The organism is Mycoplasma struthionis, assembly GCF_003855455.1.
Classification (GTDB): domain Bacteria; phylum Bacillota_I; class Bacilli_A; order Mycoplasmatales; family Metamycoplasmataceae; genus Metamycoplasma; species Metamycoplasma struthionis.
In genome coordinates this window covers 35,254-51,763 of the sequence record NZ_CP034044.1, presented here as the reverse complement: position 1 = coordinate 51,763, position 16,510 = coordinate 35,254, and the positions used below count along the sequence as shown (strand labels likewise).

Genomic DNA, 16,510 nt, shown 5'->3' with positions numbered 1-16,510 from the left:
AATTAGGCATAAACCTAATTTAATCGTCTAATAAAACGTCATTAATAAATGTGATATTATCTTTTTCTTTTGGTTTAGAATCTGAAAATAAAACAGTTGGTAAAATAACTACATTTCTTCTTTTTGATTTATAAAAAAATGATTCTAATCTATCAATAATTAATTGTTTTAATTGAGGAACTGATCAATCATTATTATTTTTAATTGTATATAAAATTGCTCCGTGAACTAATCTTTTAGCTTCTTCAATTAATTTTAAAGAGTTTTTAACATAAAAAGCTCCACGTGAAACAATTCTAGGTTTTCCTAAAATTAAGTTTTTTGCTCTATTAATTGCAACAATAACGTGCATAAATCCGTTTTGAGCTAATTCCATTCTTTGTTTTAAAACTTCTGTATTTGATTTTGATAAAACAGTTCCATCAATAAATACAGGTCCAAAATAAACTCTTTCATCAGATAATCTAAGCTCATGATTTTCTAAATAATAAACTTCACCTAATTTAGCAATTACAACATTTTCTTTTTTAACACCTGCTTCAGTTGCTGTTCAACCATGAACAACACTCATTCTATATTCACCATGATATGGCATAAAATATTTAGGTTTAGTTAATTCAAAAATCTTTAAATGTTCATCTTTATAAGCATGACCTGAAGTATGTAAATATCCATCTACTCCATTTTCTCTTATTATAGCCCCTAGTTTATAAAGTCTATTAACTAAAAGTTCAATTTTAGATCTATTTCCAGGAATTGGACTTGAAGAAAAGATTATTGTGTCTTTGTGTTTAATTGTGATTTGAGGATGTTTTCCATAAGACATTTTAGCAAGACCTGCTAATTCTTCTCCTTGAGATCCTGTTGTTAAAATTAATAATTCATTATCATTAAATTTTGAAACACTTTTTTTATCAATAAAGACTTCATCAGGTACTTGAATATAGCCTAAACGACGACCTATATCAATATTATCAACCATTGATCTACCAAATGCTACAACTTTTTTATTCATTTCAGCAGCAAGTTCAATAATGGCTTTAATTCTAGTTAAATTAGATGCAAAAGCTGTTACTATAATTTTTTTCTCAGCTTGTTCCATATATTTTCTAATATCTTTTAAAATATCACTTTCAGATGGTGAATGGTTTGGACGCATTGCATTAGTTGAATCTGAAAAAAGAACATCAAGGCCTTCATCACCTATTTTTTTAAGTTTATTAAAATCAGTTAAATTTCCAATAGGAGTATAATCAAATCTAAAATCTCCAGTCATCATTAATGAACCATTTGGAGTCTTAATTCTAATTCCAAAAGCATCAGGTATTGAATGTTGTGCAGTTCAACAATCAACTTGACATTCTCCAAATTCTAAAAGCATGTCTTTATCAATTTCTATAAATTCTACTTTTCTTTTAATTTTTAAATCATTAAATTTAAGCTTTAAATATTGAATAGCAATTTTAGGAGCAATAATTTTTTTAACATTAACTTGACTTACTAAATATGTAACACCACCAATATGATCTTCATGTCCATGTGTTATAAAAAGACCTTCTATTTCATCTTGATGTTCTTGTAAATAACTAAAATCTGGAATAGATCCATTAATTCCAGTAACAAATGTATCAGCAAATTTAATACCTGTATCTATAATAAAAATACTTTTGTCATAATGAATTATTAAAGTACTTTTACCAATTTCTTGCATTCCACCTAAGCCAAAGATTTTCGTTGGTTTCATTTAGTTTTTCTCCTTATATATAATTATTAATAAAATAAATTTCAGGTTTTAATTATTATTATTTTACATAAAAATAATTAAATTTTTAAATAATCAACAAACTTAATTTTTATTTTATAATTAAGGTATGACACAAAAAGAATTAGACAAAAAAAGAAAGTATGTTAGAAATGCTTTTGATGAAGCTAAAAAAGTAGTTGCAAGAGGAAACATGTTTATGTTAGCTATTGGGCTATTATTAGGAGCTTCATTTGGAGCTTTAGTTTCTTCATTAGCAAACGACGTTATTATGTCAGCTATTACAAGAGCGATGAATTTAAAAGTAGACGATTTTGTTGTTTGACCTAAATTCGACGCAAGTGGAAAAGTAGTTGGTGGAATTTATATAGGTAAGTTTTTAGCTGCTTTAATTCAATTTAGTATTGTTTCAGCATTTATTTTTGTTGGTTTATTTACTGTTTATTTAATTAGAAATGCTTCACTTTACTTTAAAGCAAAAAGTGAACCAATTGAAGAAGAAAAAGTAGAACAACCAACTTTAACAACTGAAGAACTAATTCTAGCAGAATTAAAAAAACTAAATGAAAATTTAAACCAAAATCAACCTAAAAAATAACAAAATGAACTAGATTTTCAAAAATCTAGTTTTTTATTTTAAAAAAATGAAAATAAAACTTAAATTAAGAATAATTTTTCAATTTAAAAGTGCGTAATTATATACAAAAGTTTTTATTTATTTTATTTTTTTATAAAAACTAAAAGAAAAATCTTTTTTAAAAAAATAGATGATTTTTATAAGTCAAATTTTTTCTCTAAGTTAAAAATATTAATAAAAAATGTATAATTTAGATATGTGTTTATTTTAGAAACACTATAAATATAAATAATTTAATATTACAGATTTTAGTTAAGGAGAAAAATATGCCTATGAATCTTAAAGGTCGTAGTTTAGATTCAGCTCTAAACTTCACCACAGATGAAATTAACTATGTTTTAGACTTATCTTTAGATTTAAAAAGAGCTAAAGCAATGGGACTACACACAAACAACCGTCCTTTAGTAGGAAAAAACATTGTTATCATGTTTCAAAAAGACTCAACAAGAACACGTTGTGCTTTTGAAGTAGCAGCAGCTGATTTAGGAGCAAGCTGTACATACATTGGCCCAGCCGGATCAAACTTTGGTAAAAAAGAATCAATCGAAGATACAGCTATGGTTTTAGGACAAATGTACGATGGTATTGAATTCCGTGGATTTAAACAATCAGATGTTGAAGCATTAGCAAAATACTCAGGTGTTGCAGTATGAAACGGTTTAACAGACGCAGAACACCCAACACAAATGTTTGCTGACTATTTAACAATGAAAGAATTTGTTGGAGATTTAAAAGGTAAAAAATTAGTTTTTGCTGGAGATATCAAAAACAACGTTGCTCGTTCATTATTAATTGGTGCTGCATTCTTTGGTGTTAACATTGTTTTATGTGGACCTAAAGCACAATGAGAAATCGTTAAAAATGGACCAGACCACAAAGAAGTATTCCAAAAATGTCAAGAATTATTTAAACGTAATGGTGGTTCAGTAGAATTTTCTGACAATAAATTAGAAGCTGCTAAAAACGCAGATGCAATTTACACAGACGTTTGAGTATCATTAGGAGAAGACTTCTCATTATTTGAACCTCGTATTCAAGAATTAGGTGCTTTCCAAGTTGATATGGCTATGATTAAAGCTGCTAAAGAAAGTGTTATTTTCTTACACTGTTTACCAGCATTCCACGATGACCATACTTTATTCTCATCAGAAATTAAAGAAAAATTTGGAGCTAAATACCCAGTTGTAGCAACAGGTGCTATGGAAGTTACTGACGAAGTATTCCAATCAAAATACAACAAATCAATTCAACAAGCTGGAAACCGTATGCACACAATTAAAGCTATTATTTTAGCTACATTAGGATACTAATTATGAGTAGAATTGTTATTGCCCTAGGTGGTAATGCTTTAGGAAACAATCCTGAAGAACAAAAAGAATTAGTAAAATTACCAGCAAAAAAAATCGCTGAATTAGTTAAAGCAGGACACGAAGTTATTGTTGGTCACGGAAATGGACCTCAAGTTGGAATGATTTTCAACGGCTTTGTTAGTGCACATTCAGTAAATGAAAAATCTCCTTTAGTTCCTTTACCAGAAGCAGGAGCAATGAGCCAAGGATACATTGGATATCACATGGTTAACGCTATTACAAATGCGTTTACAACAGAAGGTTTAAGCGAAAAAGAAGTTCTATACATCTTAACACAAACATTAGTAGATGAAAAAGACCCAGCTTTCCAAAAACCAACTAAACCTATTGGTCCTTTCTTTGCTTCACGTGAAGAAGCTGAAGCTGCAAACCCAAACAGTGTTATTGTAGAAGATGCAGGTCGTGGCTACAGAAAAGTTGTTGCTTCACCTAAACCAATTAACTTCGTTGGAATTAACCAAATTAAAAATGCTATTAAATCAGGAGCTACTGTTATCGTTGGTGGTGGTGGAGGTATCCCTACTATTAAAGATGAAAATGGCTTTATTCACGGAGTTGACGGAGTTATTGATAAAGACTTTGCATTAGCAAAAATGGCTGTTTTAGCAAAAGCTGATTATTTCATTGTTTTAACAGCAGTTGACTTTGTTAAAGTAAACTACGGAAAACCAGATCAAAAAGATCTAAAACATGTTACAAAATCTGATCTATTAAAATACATCGATGAAAACCAATTTGCGCCAGGAAGTATGTTACCAAAAGTACAAGCTGCAATCAAATTCGTTGAAGAAGGTGGAAAAGCTGCCTTTATCGGTGATCTAAAAGACCTAGAAGACATCATTGCAGAAAAAATTGGTACAAAAGTTACTTTGGACTAATATATAATTAAAGCTAAAAAATAGTCAAGGATTTACTCCCTGACTATTTTTTTGTTAATTCATATAATAAAATTCCTGTTGCAACAGATACATTTAATGATTGAACACTGTTTTCATCTTGTTCAATATAAACAATTTGATCACTATGTTTTAATAAAGTGTTTGAAACACCATTTGCTTCATTTCCCATTATTAATAAACAAGGATTATTAAATGTTGTTTTATGTAATTTTGATGCATTTTTATTTAAAGCAGTTGCATAAACTCAAAAACCATTTTCTTTAAGTTTTTTTAAAGCATCAAATAAACTAGCAACTTTAATAACTTTAATATCTCTAAATCCACCTGACGAAGTTTTTAAAACAGTTGCAGTTACATCACATGCTCTATCTTTTGGAATAATAATATGCTTAATATTAAAAACAGAACATGAACGCATGATTGCACCAAAATTTTGTGGATCTTGAATATGATCTAACATTAAAACATTTTGAGCTTTATCTTTTAAAATAACGCCTAAATCATCATATTTAAATTCATCAATTTCAGCAACATAACCTTGATGATTTCCTTTAACTAATTTATTTAATTTTTCTAAAGGTAAATATTCAATGTTTTTAAATTTTAAATTTGTATTTTTTAATCCATTTAATAAATATATTTTTTTAATTGGATAATTAGCTTCTAAAGCTTCAAGGACTGAATTTTTTCCAAAAATATAGTTTTTCATTATAAAAGTCCTTTTTTAATTAACATTTCTCTTAATTTATCAGCTTCTGAATAATCTTTTTTAGCTATTAATTCATTTCAGTTTTTATATAAATTAATATCTTCTTCACTTACAACTTCATAAACAAAATTAAAACCTAAGATTCTAAATACTTCTTTTAAAGTTCCTCAGTTATCTTGTTTTTTTATTAAAGCAATTAAGTCTCTATAACCATTTGCAAAATCTAATTTTGCAAATTTGTTTATTAATTCATTAACTAAATTTTTATCAATATCTAAATTTAAATTTAATAATTGGATTTTTTTAACTATAGTTTTTAGCTTATTAATTTGATTTTGATTTACTTCTAAAAGTTCTTCTGTTACATTAATTGGTTTTGAATAATTAGTTGTCAGCATTAAAAGTTTATAGCTATCAGCGTCATAATCTTCTAAAAAGTTATGAGGATAAATAATATTACCAATTGATTTAGACATCTTTTCGTTTTTATAATTTAAAGTTCCAAAATGAATTCAGTCTTTAGCTATATTTTGTTCTGTTAAAGCATAATGTTGAATATTTTCATTTTCATGATGAGGAAAAATTAAATCTATTCCTCCACCATGAATATCTAATTGTTCTTTATTAAAATATTTATAAATAAAACAACTACATTCAGTATGTCAACCAGGACGTCCTAAACCTCATGGACTTGAAAATTTAATTCCATCAGTTGTATCTTTTCATAATGTAAAATCAAAACTATTTTTTTTGCCTAAAGCTCCATCATCTTCAACATGTTTTAATGCTTCTAATTTCTGATTGCTTATAGTTCCATAAATGTCTTTATATTTAGCAACATCAAAAAAGATGTTGCCTCCTATTCTATAAGCTGCCTCTACTTTTATAAGTTCATTAATATATTCATACATGTCATTTAATGAATCAGTAACTCTTATTATTTTAGTTGGCATTTCTAAATTAAAAGTTTTAAATAAATTTAAATAATAAGCTTCATAATAACTTGAAATTTCTTTTTCAGTTTTGTTTTCTTGTTTGGCTTTTAAAATTATCTTGTCATCAATATCAGTAATGTTATGTAAAAAATAAACCTCTTCGCCTAAGTATCTTTGTGATCTAATCATTAAATCAAAAGTTACAATAGGGCGCATATTACCAATATGAGGATAATTATAAACAGTTGGGCCACATAAATAATATCTTTTCATATTAAAGATTATAACCATTAAACTGGATTTTTAAAAAAAGTTGTATAATTACTAATATGAACGCAACAAAAGATATTATTATTGCTTCTCTACAAGAAGCACTTGACAAAATGAATGTAAGTAAATTAATTATTTTAACAGAATCTAAAACCCATGGTGATTATGCAACTAATCTAGCTTTAACTTTAGCTAAAGATTTAAACAAAAAACCAATGGATATAGCAAATGAAATTGTTAAAAATATTGATTTAAAAAAATATTCAGAAATTTCAAATATAGAAGTGGCAGCGCCTGGATTTATTAATTTCTGAATTTCAAACTCTGTGTTAGCTGATATTGTAAATACAATTATAAAATTAGGTGATCACTATGGTGATTTATCTAAAGAAGGAAAAGGAGCAATTAACGTTGAATGAGTGTCAGCTAATCCTACTGGATATTTACACATAGGACATGCAAGAAATGCTGCTGTTGGAGCAACATTATGTTCTATTTTAGAAAAAGCTGGACACCGAGTTGTGCGTGAATACTTAGTAAACGATTATGGAAATCAAATGAATAATCTAGCAGCATCTTTATTTGCTAGATATCAACAAATTTGAAACAAAGACTTCCCTATGCCAGAAGATGGTTATAATGGTGGAGATATTGTAGAATTTGCCCAAGAATATTATGAAGAAATAAAAGACAAATATAAAGATGTCGAATATACAGATGAAATAAGACAAATCTTTAGACAAAAAGGTCGTGACATTGCTTTAAAAAACATTAATAAAGATTTAGCACGTTTTGGTATTTCTTTTGATTTATATACTTCAGAAACTGAACAATACCAAAAAGATTTAGTTTGACCTGCAATAAGAAGATTAAAAAATGTTTATGTTCAAGATGTAGCAACTTGATTAAAAACCACTGAAGGTGGATATGATGATAAAGATCGTGTAATCATTAAATCAAATGGTGACTCAACTTATTTCTGTGCAGACATTGCATATCATGATCAAAAAATGGCTAATTTAAATGATCCAGTTAATGGGAAAATTATTGACGTTTGAGGAGCTGATCACTCTGGATATATTGAAAGAGTTAAATACTCATTTGTTGACTTAGGTTGAAGACGTGATCAACTTGAAATCATTGCTTTACAATTAATTAGAGTAATAAAAGATGGTAAAGAAATGAAAATGTCTAAACGTTTAGGAACTTCATTAACAATGCGTGAAATGCTAGATTTAGTAGGAAAAGATGCAATGAGATTTTTCTTAATTGATCGTTCTTATAATTCAAAAATTGATTTTGACGTTAAAAAAGTTTTATCTGCAGATGAATCTAACCCAATGTACATTATTAAATATGCTCATGCGCGTTGTGCACAACTACTTAAAAAAGTAAATGAGGAAAATTTATTAGCAGAAGAATACACTGATGAATTTGCTCAAAAACTTGTTAACGATTTAAAAGAATATCCTGATTTAATTGCAACAATGGCTAAAACATATAAAGTTAATTTATTGGCACCTTATTTATTAAAATTAGCCCGTTCATTTAACTCATTTTATTCAAACACAAGAATTTTAAATACAGATAAAGAAAAAAATTATGCTGCTTTAGTTAAAGCAACAAAAATTGTTTTAGCAAACGGTCTAGGATTAATGGGAATTGAAAGCCCTGAAAAAATGTAAGAGAGTCATCAACTCTCTTATTTTTTTATATATGCTTTAATATTTTTATAAGATAATCTATGTTCTTTACACAAACCTAATTTTTCTATTCCTAATTTATGTTTTTTAGTAAAATAACCTTTATTATTTTCAAAATCATACCCTGGATATTTTTTAGCTATTTCAAGCATTTCTTTATCTCTTGAAACTTTAGCTAAAATAGATGCACATGCTACTGAAAAAGCTTGTTCATCACCTTTTATTAAATTAATTTGATTAATATCTAAATCTATTTTTTCATAATCACTAATAACTAAATCAGGTTTTATTTTTAAAGCTAAAATAGCTTCTTTCATTGCTATTTTAGAACTTGCTTTAGGATTATATTTATCAACAAATAAAGCATCTTTTTTTATAATAAAATAATCTAAAGCATTTTTAATAATTTCATTATATAAATGTTCTCTTTTTTTAATAGAAAGTTTTTTTGAATCATTAATATCATGATTAATATAATCTTTAGACATAATAACACAAGCGGCATATAATGGGCCTGCAGAAGGTCCTCTGCCAGCTTCATCACAGCCGCAAATGTATTCAAGATTTTTATAGTTTTTCAACTTTTTTTCAAAATTTAGCATATAAATATTATAACATTTTAGTTTTGTGGTATAATAATATGGTTTGTTTATTTAACAAAAAAAAATAGACGCATTTTTTTAGTAAATTTGTACAAAATTTACATTTTTATTTTATAATTTCAATTGTGAAAAACACAGAATATTTAAAAACTTTCACATTGCATGCAACCAAAAAATAGCTTTGGCCTATTTTTGGTTGTTTTATTTTTTCTAAACTTGAAAGGGAAATTTTTAAAAAGTATGAAAAAATTACACAAAATAATTTTAGCTGTTTCATCATTAGCAGCAACCGCTTCAATTAGTGCCGTTGCAGCATCATGTGGTGGTACAAAAAGCCAATTTGGTTTTGATCAAAAATATGATGGCAAAATAAAATTAGCAGCAGGATTCTCTGCAAACGGACCTCAAGGTACAGCTTTAAATGCTATCGTTGAAAAATATAATGATTGAATCCAAGCTAACAATAAAGCAGCTGAAGGATATTTACCAGTTGACATTGAATGATTAGCTGGTGGTTATAACACAAATACATTAACAACAAAATTAACATCAAAAGACAATGCTACTTTCTGAAACTTAATTACTAACTACCCAGCAGCAGCATCTGCAATTTTACAAAACCGTATGGGATTACCAGTTAGTGATGAAGAATATTCACAATTTGGTATTGCAAAATCTTTTGGAGGTGTTAACGACACAATTGCCGGAAACACAGCAAAACAAAAAATCGTTGTTCCTATGTCACGTTCATCAGAAATGATCGCAGTGGCAAAACCTTTATTAGGTAAATTATTAGATGCAGTTATTAAAAAAGGTTTTCCAAAAGCAGACCAAAATAACACTCTAGTTACAAAATACGTTGGCTTTTATAATGCTACAGAAAATGCAGCAGAAAAGAAAGCTATTGATGCTAAATGGGGAAATGAAAGTCAAACTGTTACAAAAGAACAACTTTCTAAATACATAACATTCCCAATTGATGACTCAATTTTTGATTCATATGAAAAATTAATTAACTTTGCTATTGCAGCAAAAATGTTATTCCCAACTGATTCAAATAATTACGTAATTGGTTTTGACTCATTACCTAATGCAATCAACATTATGTCTGCATCTATTTCAGGCGGCGATGTAACAAAAGGTTATATTACACCTAACCCTGAAAAATTAACAACAGGTGGATGAGATTACAGCAAATTCTTAAATGATCCATCATCTAACGAATACAAAACATTTAAGAAAATTACTGAATTAGTTCTAAAAGGAATTGAAAATAAAGCTGTTTGAATTGGTGGAGCTGGAGCATATGGTTCAAGTAATTTAGTTAACTACCAATTAGCAATGAGTATGGGTTCAACAGCAGGTTTCTCACATACCTACATCAAAGATGGTGAAGTTTCATATACATATAATAACACTAATGATGTAATAGACAAAAATGGAATTTTCAAAATTACAGTTAAAGATGGAGATACATCAAAACTATTTGGTTTATGAAAAGCATCAGTAGATAAAACTGACAATTATGTTGCTCCTGGTCAAGTAAACAATAGAAAATATACATATGAAATTGATCCAACATTAGCAAATCAAATAAAAGGTTTTAAAGATCACTATGTAGTTTCTAGTTTAGTGGCTGAAACTATACCTGGAGATGCAACTCATGTTAATTTAAAAACTGGCAACAATGGTGCAACCAAACAAAAAGTGGAAATTGAAAGTGTTGAATTAAACGGCGCATTTAAAAAATCAGTTAGAGGTGCACAAGATGACATTAAGTTTTACATTTTAAAATCTACAAATTTAATTACCAAAAAAACTTTAGGTGCACAACCAGGAAGTGTTAACTTCTCTGATGCAGACTGAATTGGTGTTCCAAGTCAATACAGTAGTGAAGATCCAAAACACGCAGTTTTTGAACAAGGACCATCACTAATCGGTATTCACGCTAACGAACAAGAAGATAAAGCAACAAAATTATTCATTGGTTGAATTATGAAAGAACAATTACCTTCAATTAACATTTCAGGTAAGGAATTTACAAACGTTACTCCATTAGACGCATTTAACTTATATGGTGGTTATATTTCACCTACAGAAGCATTCTTTAAACATCAAGTAACAGATCCTGAAATTACAAAATTAACTTTAGGTAATCAAGTGGCTTATAAAGCATTTAAGAAAACCGTTGAAAATCCAGAATGAATAGTAGCTTCTGACGTTGCCTCAACAAACTCAGATCCTTTAAGACAAGCTATTACATCTGCTGGTAAATCAGCTATGTCTGATGCTGCTGCTGGAACTGTTAAATCATTTAACGATTTCTTAGCTGCAATTAAACGTGTATTTACCGCTTAATTTATAATAAAAATAATATTAACAATTAACCAATTCATTTTGGTTATTGTTTTTATGAAATACAAAGGACAAAGATGAAAAAAATAACTAAATTTTTAGTTTCTTCTTCTTTGCTATCCGCAACTACATTAGTTCCTATAGCAGCAATTTCATGTGCTAAAAAAGACGAAGGAACATCAGCTTTAACAAAAAATGACATTAAATTAGAAGCAAAAAGCGAAAATGTCAAAAATTTAATTAAAGCATCATACCCTGTTGATTTCAGTGATTACAAACACGTTGGAAAAGTTTTTGACCAAGAAGTAAAACAAAGAATTAGAAACGACAGTGGTGAAATTGTTTCAAGACAAATAAAATTATGAGATTTATTTAATTATGCAGAAGGTGAAATCACTAGAATAGCAGATGGTGACACTGTGAGGGTTAGAATTACAAAACAACCTAAAGCAGTAGCTTCAGGCAGAATAGAAATTCCAGATGAAATTTCAATAAGAATTCCAATGATAGATACACTTGAAGAAAATACTCCTTCAGCAACTCCAAGAGAAAGAGGCTTGGCAAAAATGGATAGTGATTATGCAAAAAGCATGCTTCCATTAGGCACAAGAGTAAGAGTAGTTGCTGAAAATTGAGCTTCAAAATCATACAATCGTTTTGTTGCTTACGTTTTCTTTGGAGATAACTTTGAAAGAAACTTTGGAATAGAAATGTTGGCCGCAGGTTATACACTAGCAAGATTAGATGGTAATGAAGCATTTGCATTTTCAAATGATTTAGATTTACCACAAGAAAACGCTAAACCAATTAGAAGTTATTTATTACCATATGCAGCTTATGCATTTAATGAAGGTATTTTAGAAAAAAGAGGATTTTATGGTGCTCCAACATCATTTGCAAATCCATATGTGTTTTCTAAAGAATACAAAGATCATGGTGTATCAATTGTAAATAGTTCATTACCTATATTGCATCCAAAACTATGAGAAAAACCTTCATTAGCAAATGAAAAAAACAATATTTATAAAGTATTAGAATTAAAAAAATAGATTTATACATTATTTAAGGAATAACTATGAAAAAAGTAAAAAGTACAGAAGAATTAACTCAAAAAGATATTCATAGTTTCTCTAAACAACGTTATGAAATGAAAAAAAATATTCCTGCTATCGAAATTCGTAATCTAGTTATAGATTTCGGAGAATCTCTAGCAGTAGATAACGCTTCATTTTCAATAGAAAGAGGAGAGTTAGTTACATTACTTGGGCCTTCAGGTTCTGGTAAAACTACAACTCTTAATGCTATTGCAGGTCTACTAAGACCAACAAGTGGTAAAATCTTTTTCTCAGGAATTGACGTTACTAAATATTCACCACAACAAAGAGAGTTAGGTTTAGTTTTCCAAAACTATGCTTTATATCCTCATATGTCGGTTTATGAAAATATTGCTTTTCCTCTATCAAACGATAAACACTGAAGAGAAGAAACAATTGAAAAAACAAAATTAGCTAAAAACAAAATTTTTGAATTAATTTTAAGAAATGCAGGCGTTTCAGAAGATATTATTAAAGATATTGAAACAAAATGCTACTACTCAATTGATAATCCAAAAGAAACTAGAAAATACTTGACGGAACTTGAATCAGAATTTAATGACATAATTGATGACGAAGTAAACAAAGTAAATTTCTTAGAAACAAAAAACGTTGCTGAATTAACTAATTTGACTAAAAAAGTTTTAAAAGATATTAAAAACAATCGTTTAGAAACAGAATCACAAATACAAACTGAAAGATCTGAATACAACGTTAAATCTTTTGAACTTAAAAAATTAATTGAACAAGCTCAATTAAAAAACAATGACGAATTGGTTAAACAATACAAAGATGAGTTAAAAGAATTATCATCTGCATTTTCAAATAAACGTTCAGGATTAATCAAAGAAAGAAAACAAAAAGAAGCTTCACTAAAATTAGAATATTCAACCAAATATAAAGAAGCAAAACAAAATAATAAACTTGCTATTAAATTAGCTAAAAAAGAATTAGATGACAAAAAATTAGTTCAAAAACAATCAGAATTAAAAGAAAAAATTCAAGAAATTAAACAAAGATATATAGCAGTTTCAAAATCTACAGAATTAGAATATAAAGAAGCTGTTTATCAAGCTTTAGGTCCTGTTTTAGAAAAATTAGGAATTAAAATTAAAAGCTTTGATAATAATATTTCTGGAAGTATCGCTTTATTACCTGAAGAACTACAAAAAGAAGTTGAAATATTATCAAAAGATGTTTTAACAGTAGAAGAAGCTAAAGTTAAAGATGTTCTAGAAGTAGCAAAAAGAGTTGACATTACTAAAAACTTAGCAAAACGTCCAACTCAATTATCAGGTGGTCAACAACAACGTGTTGCTATTGCACGTGCTATTGTTAAAAAACCTAAAATTCTATTATTAGATGAACCTTTATCTAACTTAGATGCTAAATTACGTATTTCAACAAGAAAATGAATACGTTCAATTCAACAAGAATTAGGTATCACAACAGTTTTCGTTACTCACGATCAAGAAGAAGCTATGTCAATTAGTGACAAGATTGTATGTATGTCAACTGCTCAAGTTCAACAAATTGGTTCACCAATGGAATTATATTTAAAACCTAAAAATGAATTTGTTGCCAGATTCTTAGGTATGCCTGAAATGACAATCGTTGAAACAGATGTCAAATCTGGAAACGTTTTATACGAAGGCAAAAAAGTTGCTAAAGCTCCTGCTAACTATGCAAAATCAAGAATTGATTTAGGATTTAGAGGAGAAAACTTAATAGAAGATCAAAATGGTGTAATTGAAGGCAAAATTAAAGTTGTTGAATATCTTGGAAAAGAAATTCAAGCTCAAATTTATATTGAAAAATTAGACAAAATTGCTAACGTATTTTTAGGTGCTAAAGACCGTTATGAAGTTGGCGAACTTGTTAAATTAAATATTAAACATGAGTCATTGTTCCACTTATTTGATGTAAATACTAAGGAACGTGTATAAAAAATGCGTACTTATTTTTGAAAAAAATACAGGGTTAAAAATCCTGGTTTAGCATTAAGCGTTTTAAACACAAAGGTACCTTTCTGAAAACCTTTTATGCTTATGTTGCCTTCTTTAATTACAATGGGTTTATTTACAATTTTCCCATTTATAATAGTAATTATTACAGCACTTAAAACACAAGTTGGTTTTACGACTGCTGACACAGCAATTGGATTAGGAAACTTTAAGTTTATTTTTTCAACAAACAAAGCTGTATTTGATGTAGCTGTTAGAACATCATTACTATACTCAATATTATCATTGCCTATTAGTTTAATGATTTCTCTTTTAATATCAGCTGCTATTTCTCAAGTTATTAAAACCTGAGCTAGAAGCTTTTGACAAACTGTGTTTTTCTTACCATATGTAACATCAGGTATTGCTGTTTCTCTAGCATTTGCCTACATCTTTAAATCAGATGGTGGTTTGATTAACATAATATTACAAAAACTAAATTTAATTCAAAAGCCTATCCAATTTTTAGACAGTTCTAATAATCAATTTGCACCTTTCATGGTTATTTTAGTTAGAGGTATTTGAGGAAGTTTAGCTTTCCAAATTCTTATCTTAACAACAGCCATGTTATCAGTAAACCCAGACTTATACAAATCAGCCTCAATTGATGGTGCTTCAAGTACAAAACAATTTTTCAAAATTACATTACCATCAATTAATAAAACAATCTCATTCTTATTCACAATGGGTATTATCGGTGGAATTAAAACTTTCCCATTAGCATTGTTTGATAACAGTTCTCAAAATGCAATTACATTTAACGGGGCTTCATTAATGCTTTATGTTTACCACTGAACAGTTTCAGCACAATATGGTCGTGCAGCAGCGGCATCTATTGTTCTATTCTTAATCGGACTAATCATTTCATTTGGTTTAAGAAGATTAGTATTCTTAACATTTAAACTATCAAATAATTTAGGAGAAAGACGTGTCTTTAGAAAAATTGAAAGCGCGACATTGAAAGGAACAACAGTTTTTAAAAGCTAAGCAAGAAGTAATGAGCAAGCCATACTCTTCAACAAGTGCGGCTGCAAAATTAGCTGGTTGAGCATTTAAAATATTTGTTTTAGTATTTTTCGCATTAATAATTATTTTTCCATTCTATTTCATGATTAGTCAATCATTAACAAACCGTGAGCTAACTATTTTAGCTTCAAACACTCCTGCTGTATTATTCCCAAGAGCTACTGCAACTGATCCTACAGTATTTCACTTTGATAACTATAGAGCTGCCTTAGTTAGTGGATATCTACAATCTGTAGTATTTACAATTGGTGTAACCTCATTATCAATTCTAGTCAGATTATTTTTCTCTTTAACATTAGGTTACGCTTTATCATTAAATAATTGAAAAGGAAAAGCTGGATTCTTTGCTTTCTTCTTATCATTAATGATCCTTCCAGAAATTGCTTTATTGGTAGGTCAATATATCGTTGTTGTTCGTATGGGATGACAACAAAAAGAATGGTTATGATTTGCTTTAATAGCACCATTCACCGCTTCAATTTTCTTTGCATATATGTATAAAAATGCATTTGAAGCAATTCGAAATTCAGTTAAAGAATCATCAATGTTAGATGGAGCAAATGGATTTAAATATTTTGTTAAAATTGCTTTACCAATGGTAAGTTCAACAACATGAACAGTTGCAATTCTAACTGCTTTTGCTTCATGAAACTCATATACATGACCAGCATTATTGATGTCTGGTTCTGCTAAAGAAGTATGAAAACCAATGAACTTGTGAGTATTTGACACAGGTAAAGATTTAAATGAAGAAGTACCTAGAGTTTACGGTTCTATACGTATGGCTGGTACAATTCTAGCAATTCTACCTATGTTCATTATTTACTTTGTATTAAGAAAAAGAATTATGAATGCTATTTCAAGAAATGGAAATGCAACAAAAGGATAGAATATGGATCACAATTTATCAATTTCAGTTATAAAACTACGTAAACAACAAAAAAAGAAAATGATTCTTAGATCTATAGGCTTAATATTCATTTTCTTAGCAATTATCATTGGTATAGTATTCGTAGCATTGTGTTTATTCGGGCTAATAAATGTGCCTATTCAAATCCACAGAATCGGTGGACTATAAAACATTTAATATATTCTGTGTTAGTGAAAATTTCTTGCCTTTAGGCAGGAAATTTTTTGATATAATT

The 16,510-nt window shown here is 28.5% G+C and carries 14 protein-coding genes; 10 read left to right on the top strand and 4 right to left on the bottom strand.

Annotated features, from left to right (window positions below; genetic code table 4):
• Window positions 1-19 precede the first annotated feature (19 nt).
• Entirely contained in the window at window positions 20-1,744 is a 1,725-nt protein-coding gene (locus EGN60_RS00210; RefSeq protein ID WP_124724102.1) for a ribonuclease J, read from the bottom strand.
• Between the two features lie 127 nt (window positions 1,745-1,871).
• Between EGN60_RS00210 and EGN60_RS00205 the strand changes: the two genes are divergently transcribed.
• From EGN60_RS00205 to arcC, 3 genes are all read left to right on the top strand, one after another.
• Window positions 1,872-2,360, top strand: coding sequence for a large conductance mechanosensitive channel protein MscL (locus EGN60_RS00205; protein ID WP_124724101.1), 489 nt, complete (start codon window positions 1,872-1,874; stop codon window positions 2,358-2,360).
• Between the two features lie 305 nt (window positions 2,361-2,665).
• On the top strand, window positions 2,666-3,709 hold the full coding sequence (gene argF, locus EGN60_RS00200; protein WP_124724100.1) for an ornithine carbamoyltransferase: 1,044 nt from the start codon (window positions 2,666-2,668) through the stop codon (window positions 3,707-3,709).
• Between the two features lie 2 nt (window positions 3,710-3,711).
• Window positions 3,712-4,647 (top strand): carbamate kinase, encoded by a 936-nt coding sequence (gene arcC, locus EGN60_RS00195; RefSeq protein WP_124724099.1) that lies wholly within the window; start codon window positions 3,712-3,714, stop codon window positions 4,645-4,647.
• 43 nt (window positions 4,648-4,690) lie between these two features.
• Here arcC and rlmB read toward each other — a convergent pair whose 3' ends face one another.
• Entirely contained in the window at window positions 4,691-5,377 is a 687-nt protein-coding gene (gene rlmB / locus EGN60_RS00190; RefSeq protein ID WP_124724098.1) for a 23S rRNA (guanosine(2251)-2'-O)-methyltransferase RlmB, read from the bottom strand.
• Window positions 5,377-6,585, bottom strand: coding sequence for a cysteine--tRNA ligase (gene cysS, locus EGN60_RS00185; protein WP_124724097.1), 1,209 nt, complete (start codon window positions 6,583-6,585; stop codon window positions 5,377-5,379). The genes rlmB and cysS overlap by 1 nt, the downstream gene beginning before the upstream one ends.
• A gap of 56 nt (window positions 6,586-6,641) precedes the next feature.
• Here cysS and argS point away from each other — a divergent pair, with 56 nt between their 5' ends.
• A complete protein-coding gene (argS, locus tag EGN60_RS00180; protein WP_124724096.1) occupies window positions 6,642-8,267 on the top strand; it encodes an arginine--tRNA ligase in 1,626 nt (541 codons plus the stop codon).
• Window positions 8,268-8,284: 17 nt separating this feature from the next.
• Here the strand turns inward: argS and EGN60_RS00175 are convergent, their stop codons facing one another.
• Entirely contained in the window at window positions 8,285-8,887 is a 603-nt protein-coding gene (locus EGN60_RS00175) for a ribonuclease HII (RefSeq protein ID WP_124724095.1), read from the bottom strand.
• Window positions 8,888-9,127: 240 nt separating this feature from the next.
• Between EGN60_RS00175 and EGN60_RS00170 the strand changes: the two genes are divergently transcribed.
• From EGN60_RS00170 to EGN60_RS00145, 6 genes are all read left to right on the top strand, one after another.
• Window positions 9,128-11,245 (top strand): P68 family surface lipoprotein, encoded by a 2,118-nt coding sequence (locus EGN60_RS00170; RefSeq protein WP_170149950.1) that lies wholly within the window; start codon window positions 9,128-9,130, stop codon window positions 11,243-11,245.
• 74 nt (window positions 11,246-11,319) lie between these two features.
• A complete protein-coding gene (locus tag EGN60_RS00165; RefSeq protein WP_124724093.1) occupies window positions 11,320-12,291 on the top strand; it encodes a hypothetical protein in 972 nt (323 codons plus the stop codon).
• Between the two features lie 26 nt (window positions 12,292-12,317).
• Window positions 12,318-14,282, top strand: coding sequence for an ATP-binding cassette domain-containing protein (locus EGN60_RS00160; protein ID WP_124724092.1), 1,965 nt, complete (start codon window positions 12,318-12,320; stop codon window positions 14,280-14,282).
• 3 nt (window positions 14,283-14,285) lie between these two features.
• Window positions 14,286-15,326, top strand: coding sequence for a carbohydrate ABC transporter permease (locus EGN60_RS00155; RefSeq protein WP_124724080.1), 1,041 nt, complete (start codon window positions 14,286-14,288; stop codon window positions 15,324-15,326).
• A complete protein-coding gene (locus EGN60_RS00150; protein WP_124724091.1) occupies window positions 15,268-16,254 on the top strand; it encodes a carbohydrate ABC transporter permease in 987 nt (328 codons plus the stop codon). Before EGN60_RS00155 ends, EGN60_RS00150 begins: the two co-directional genes overlap by 59 nt.
• 3 nt (window positions 16,255-16,257) lie before the next feature.
• Complete coding sequence (locus EGN60_RS00145; protein WP_124724078.1) at window positions 16,258-16,443, top strand: hypothetical protein; 186 nt, start codon at window positions 16,258-16,260, stop codon at window positions 16,441-16,443.
• Window positions 16,444-16,510: the final 67 nt, after the last annotated feature.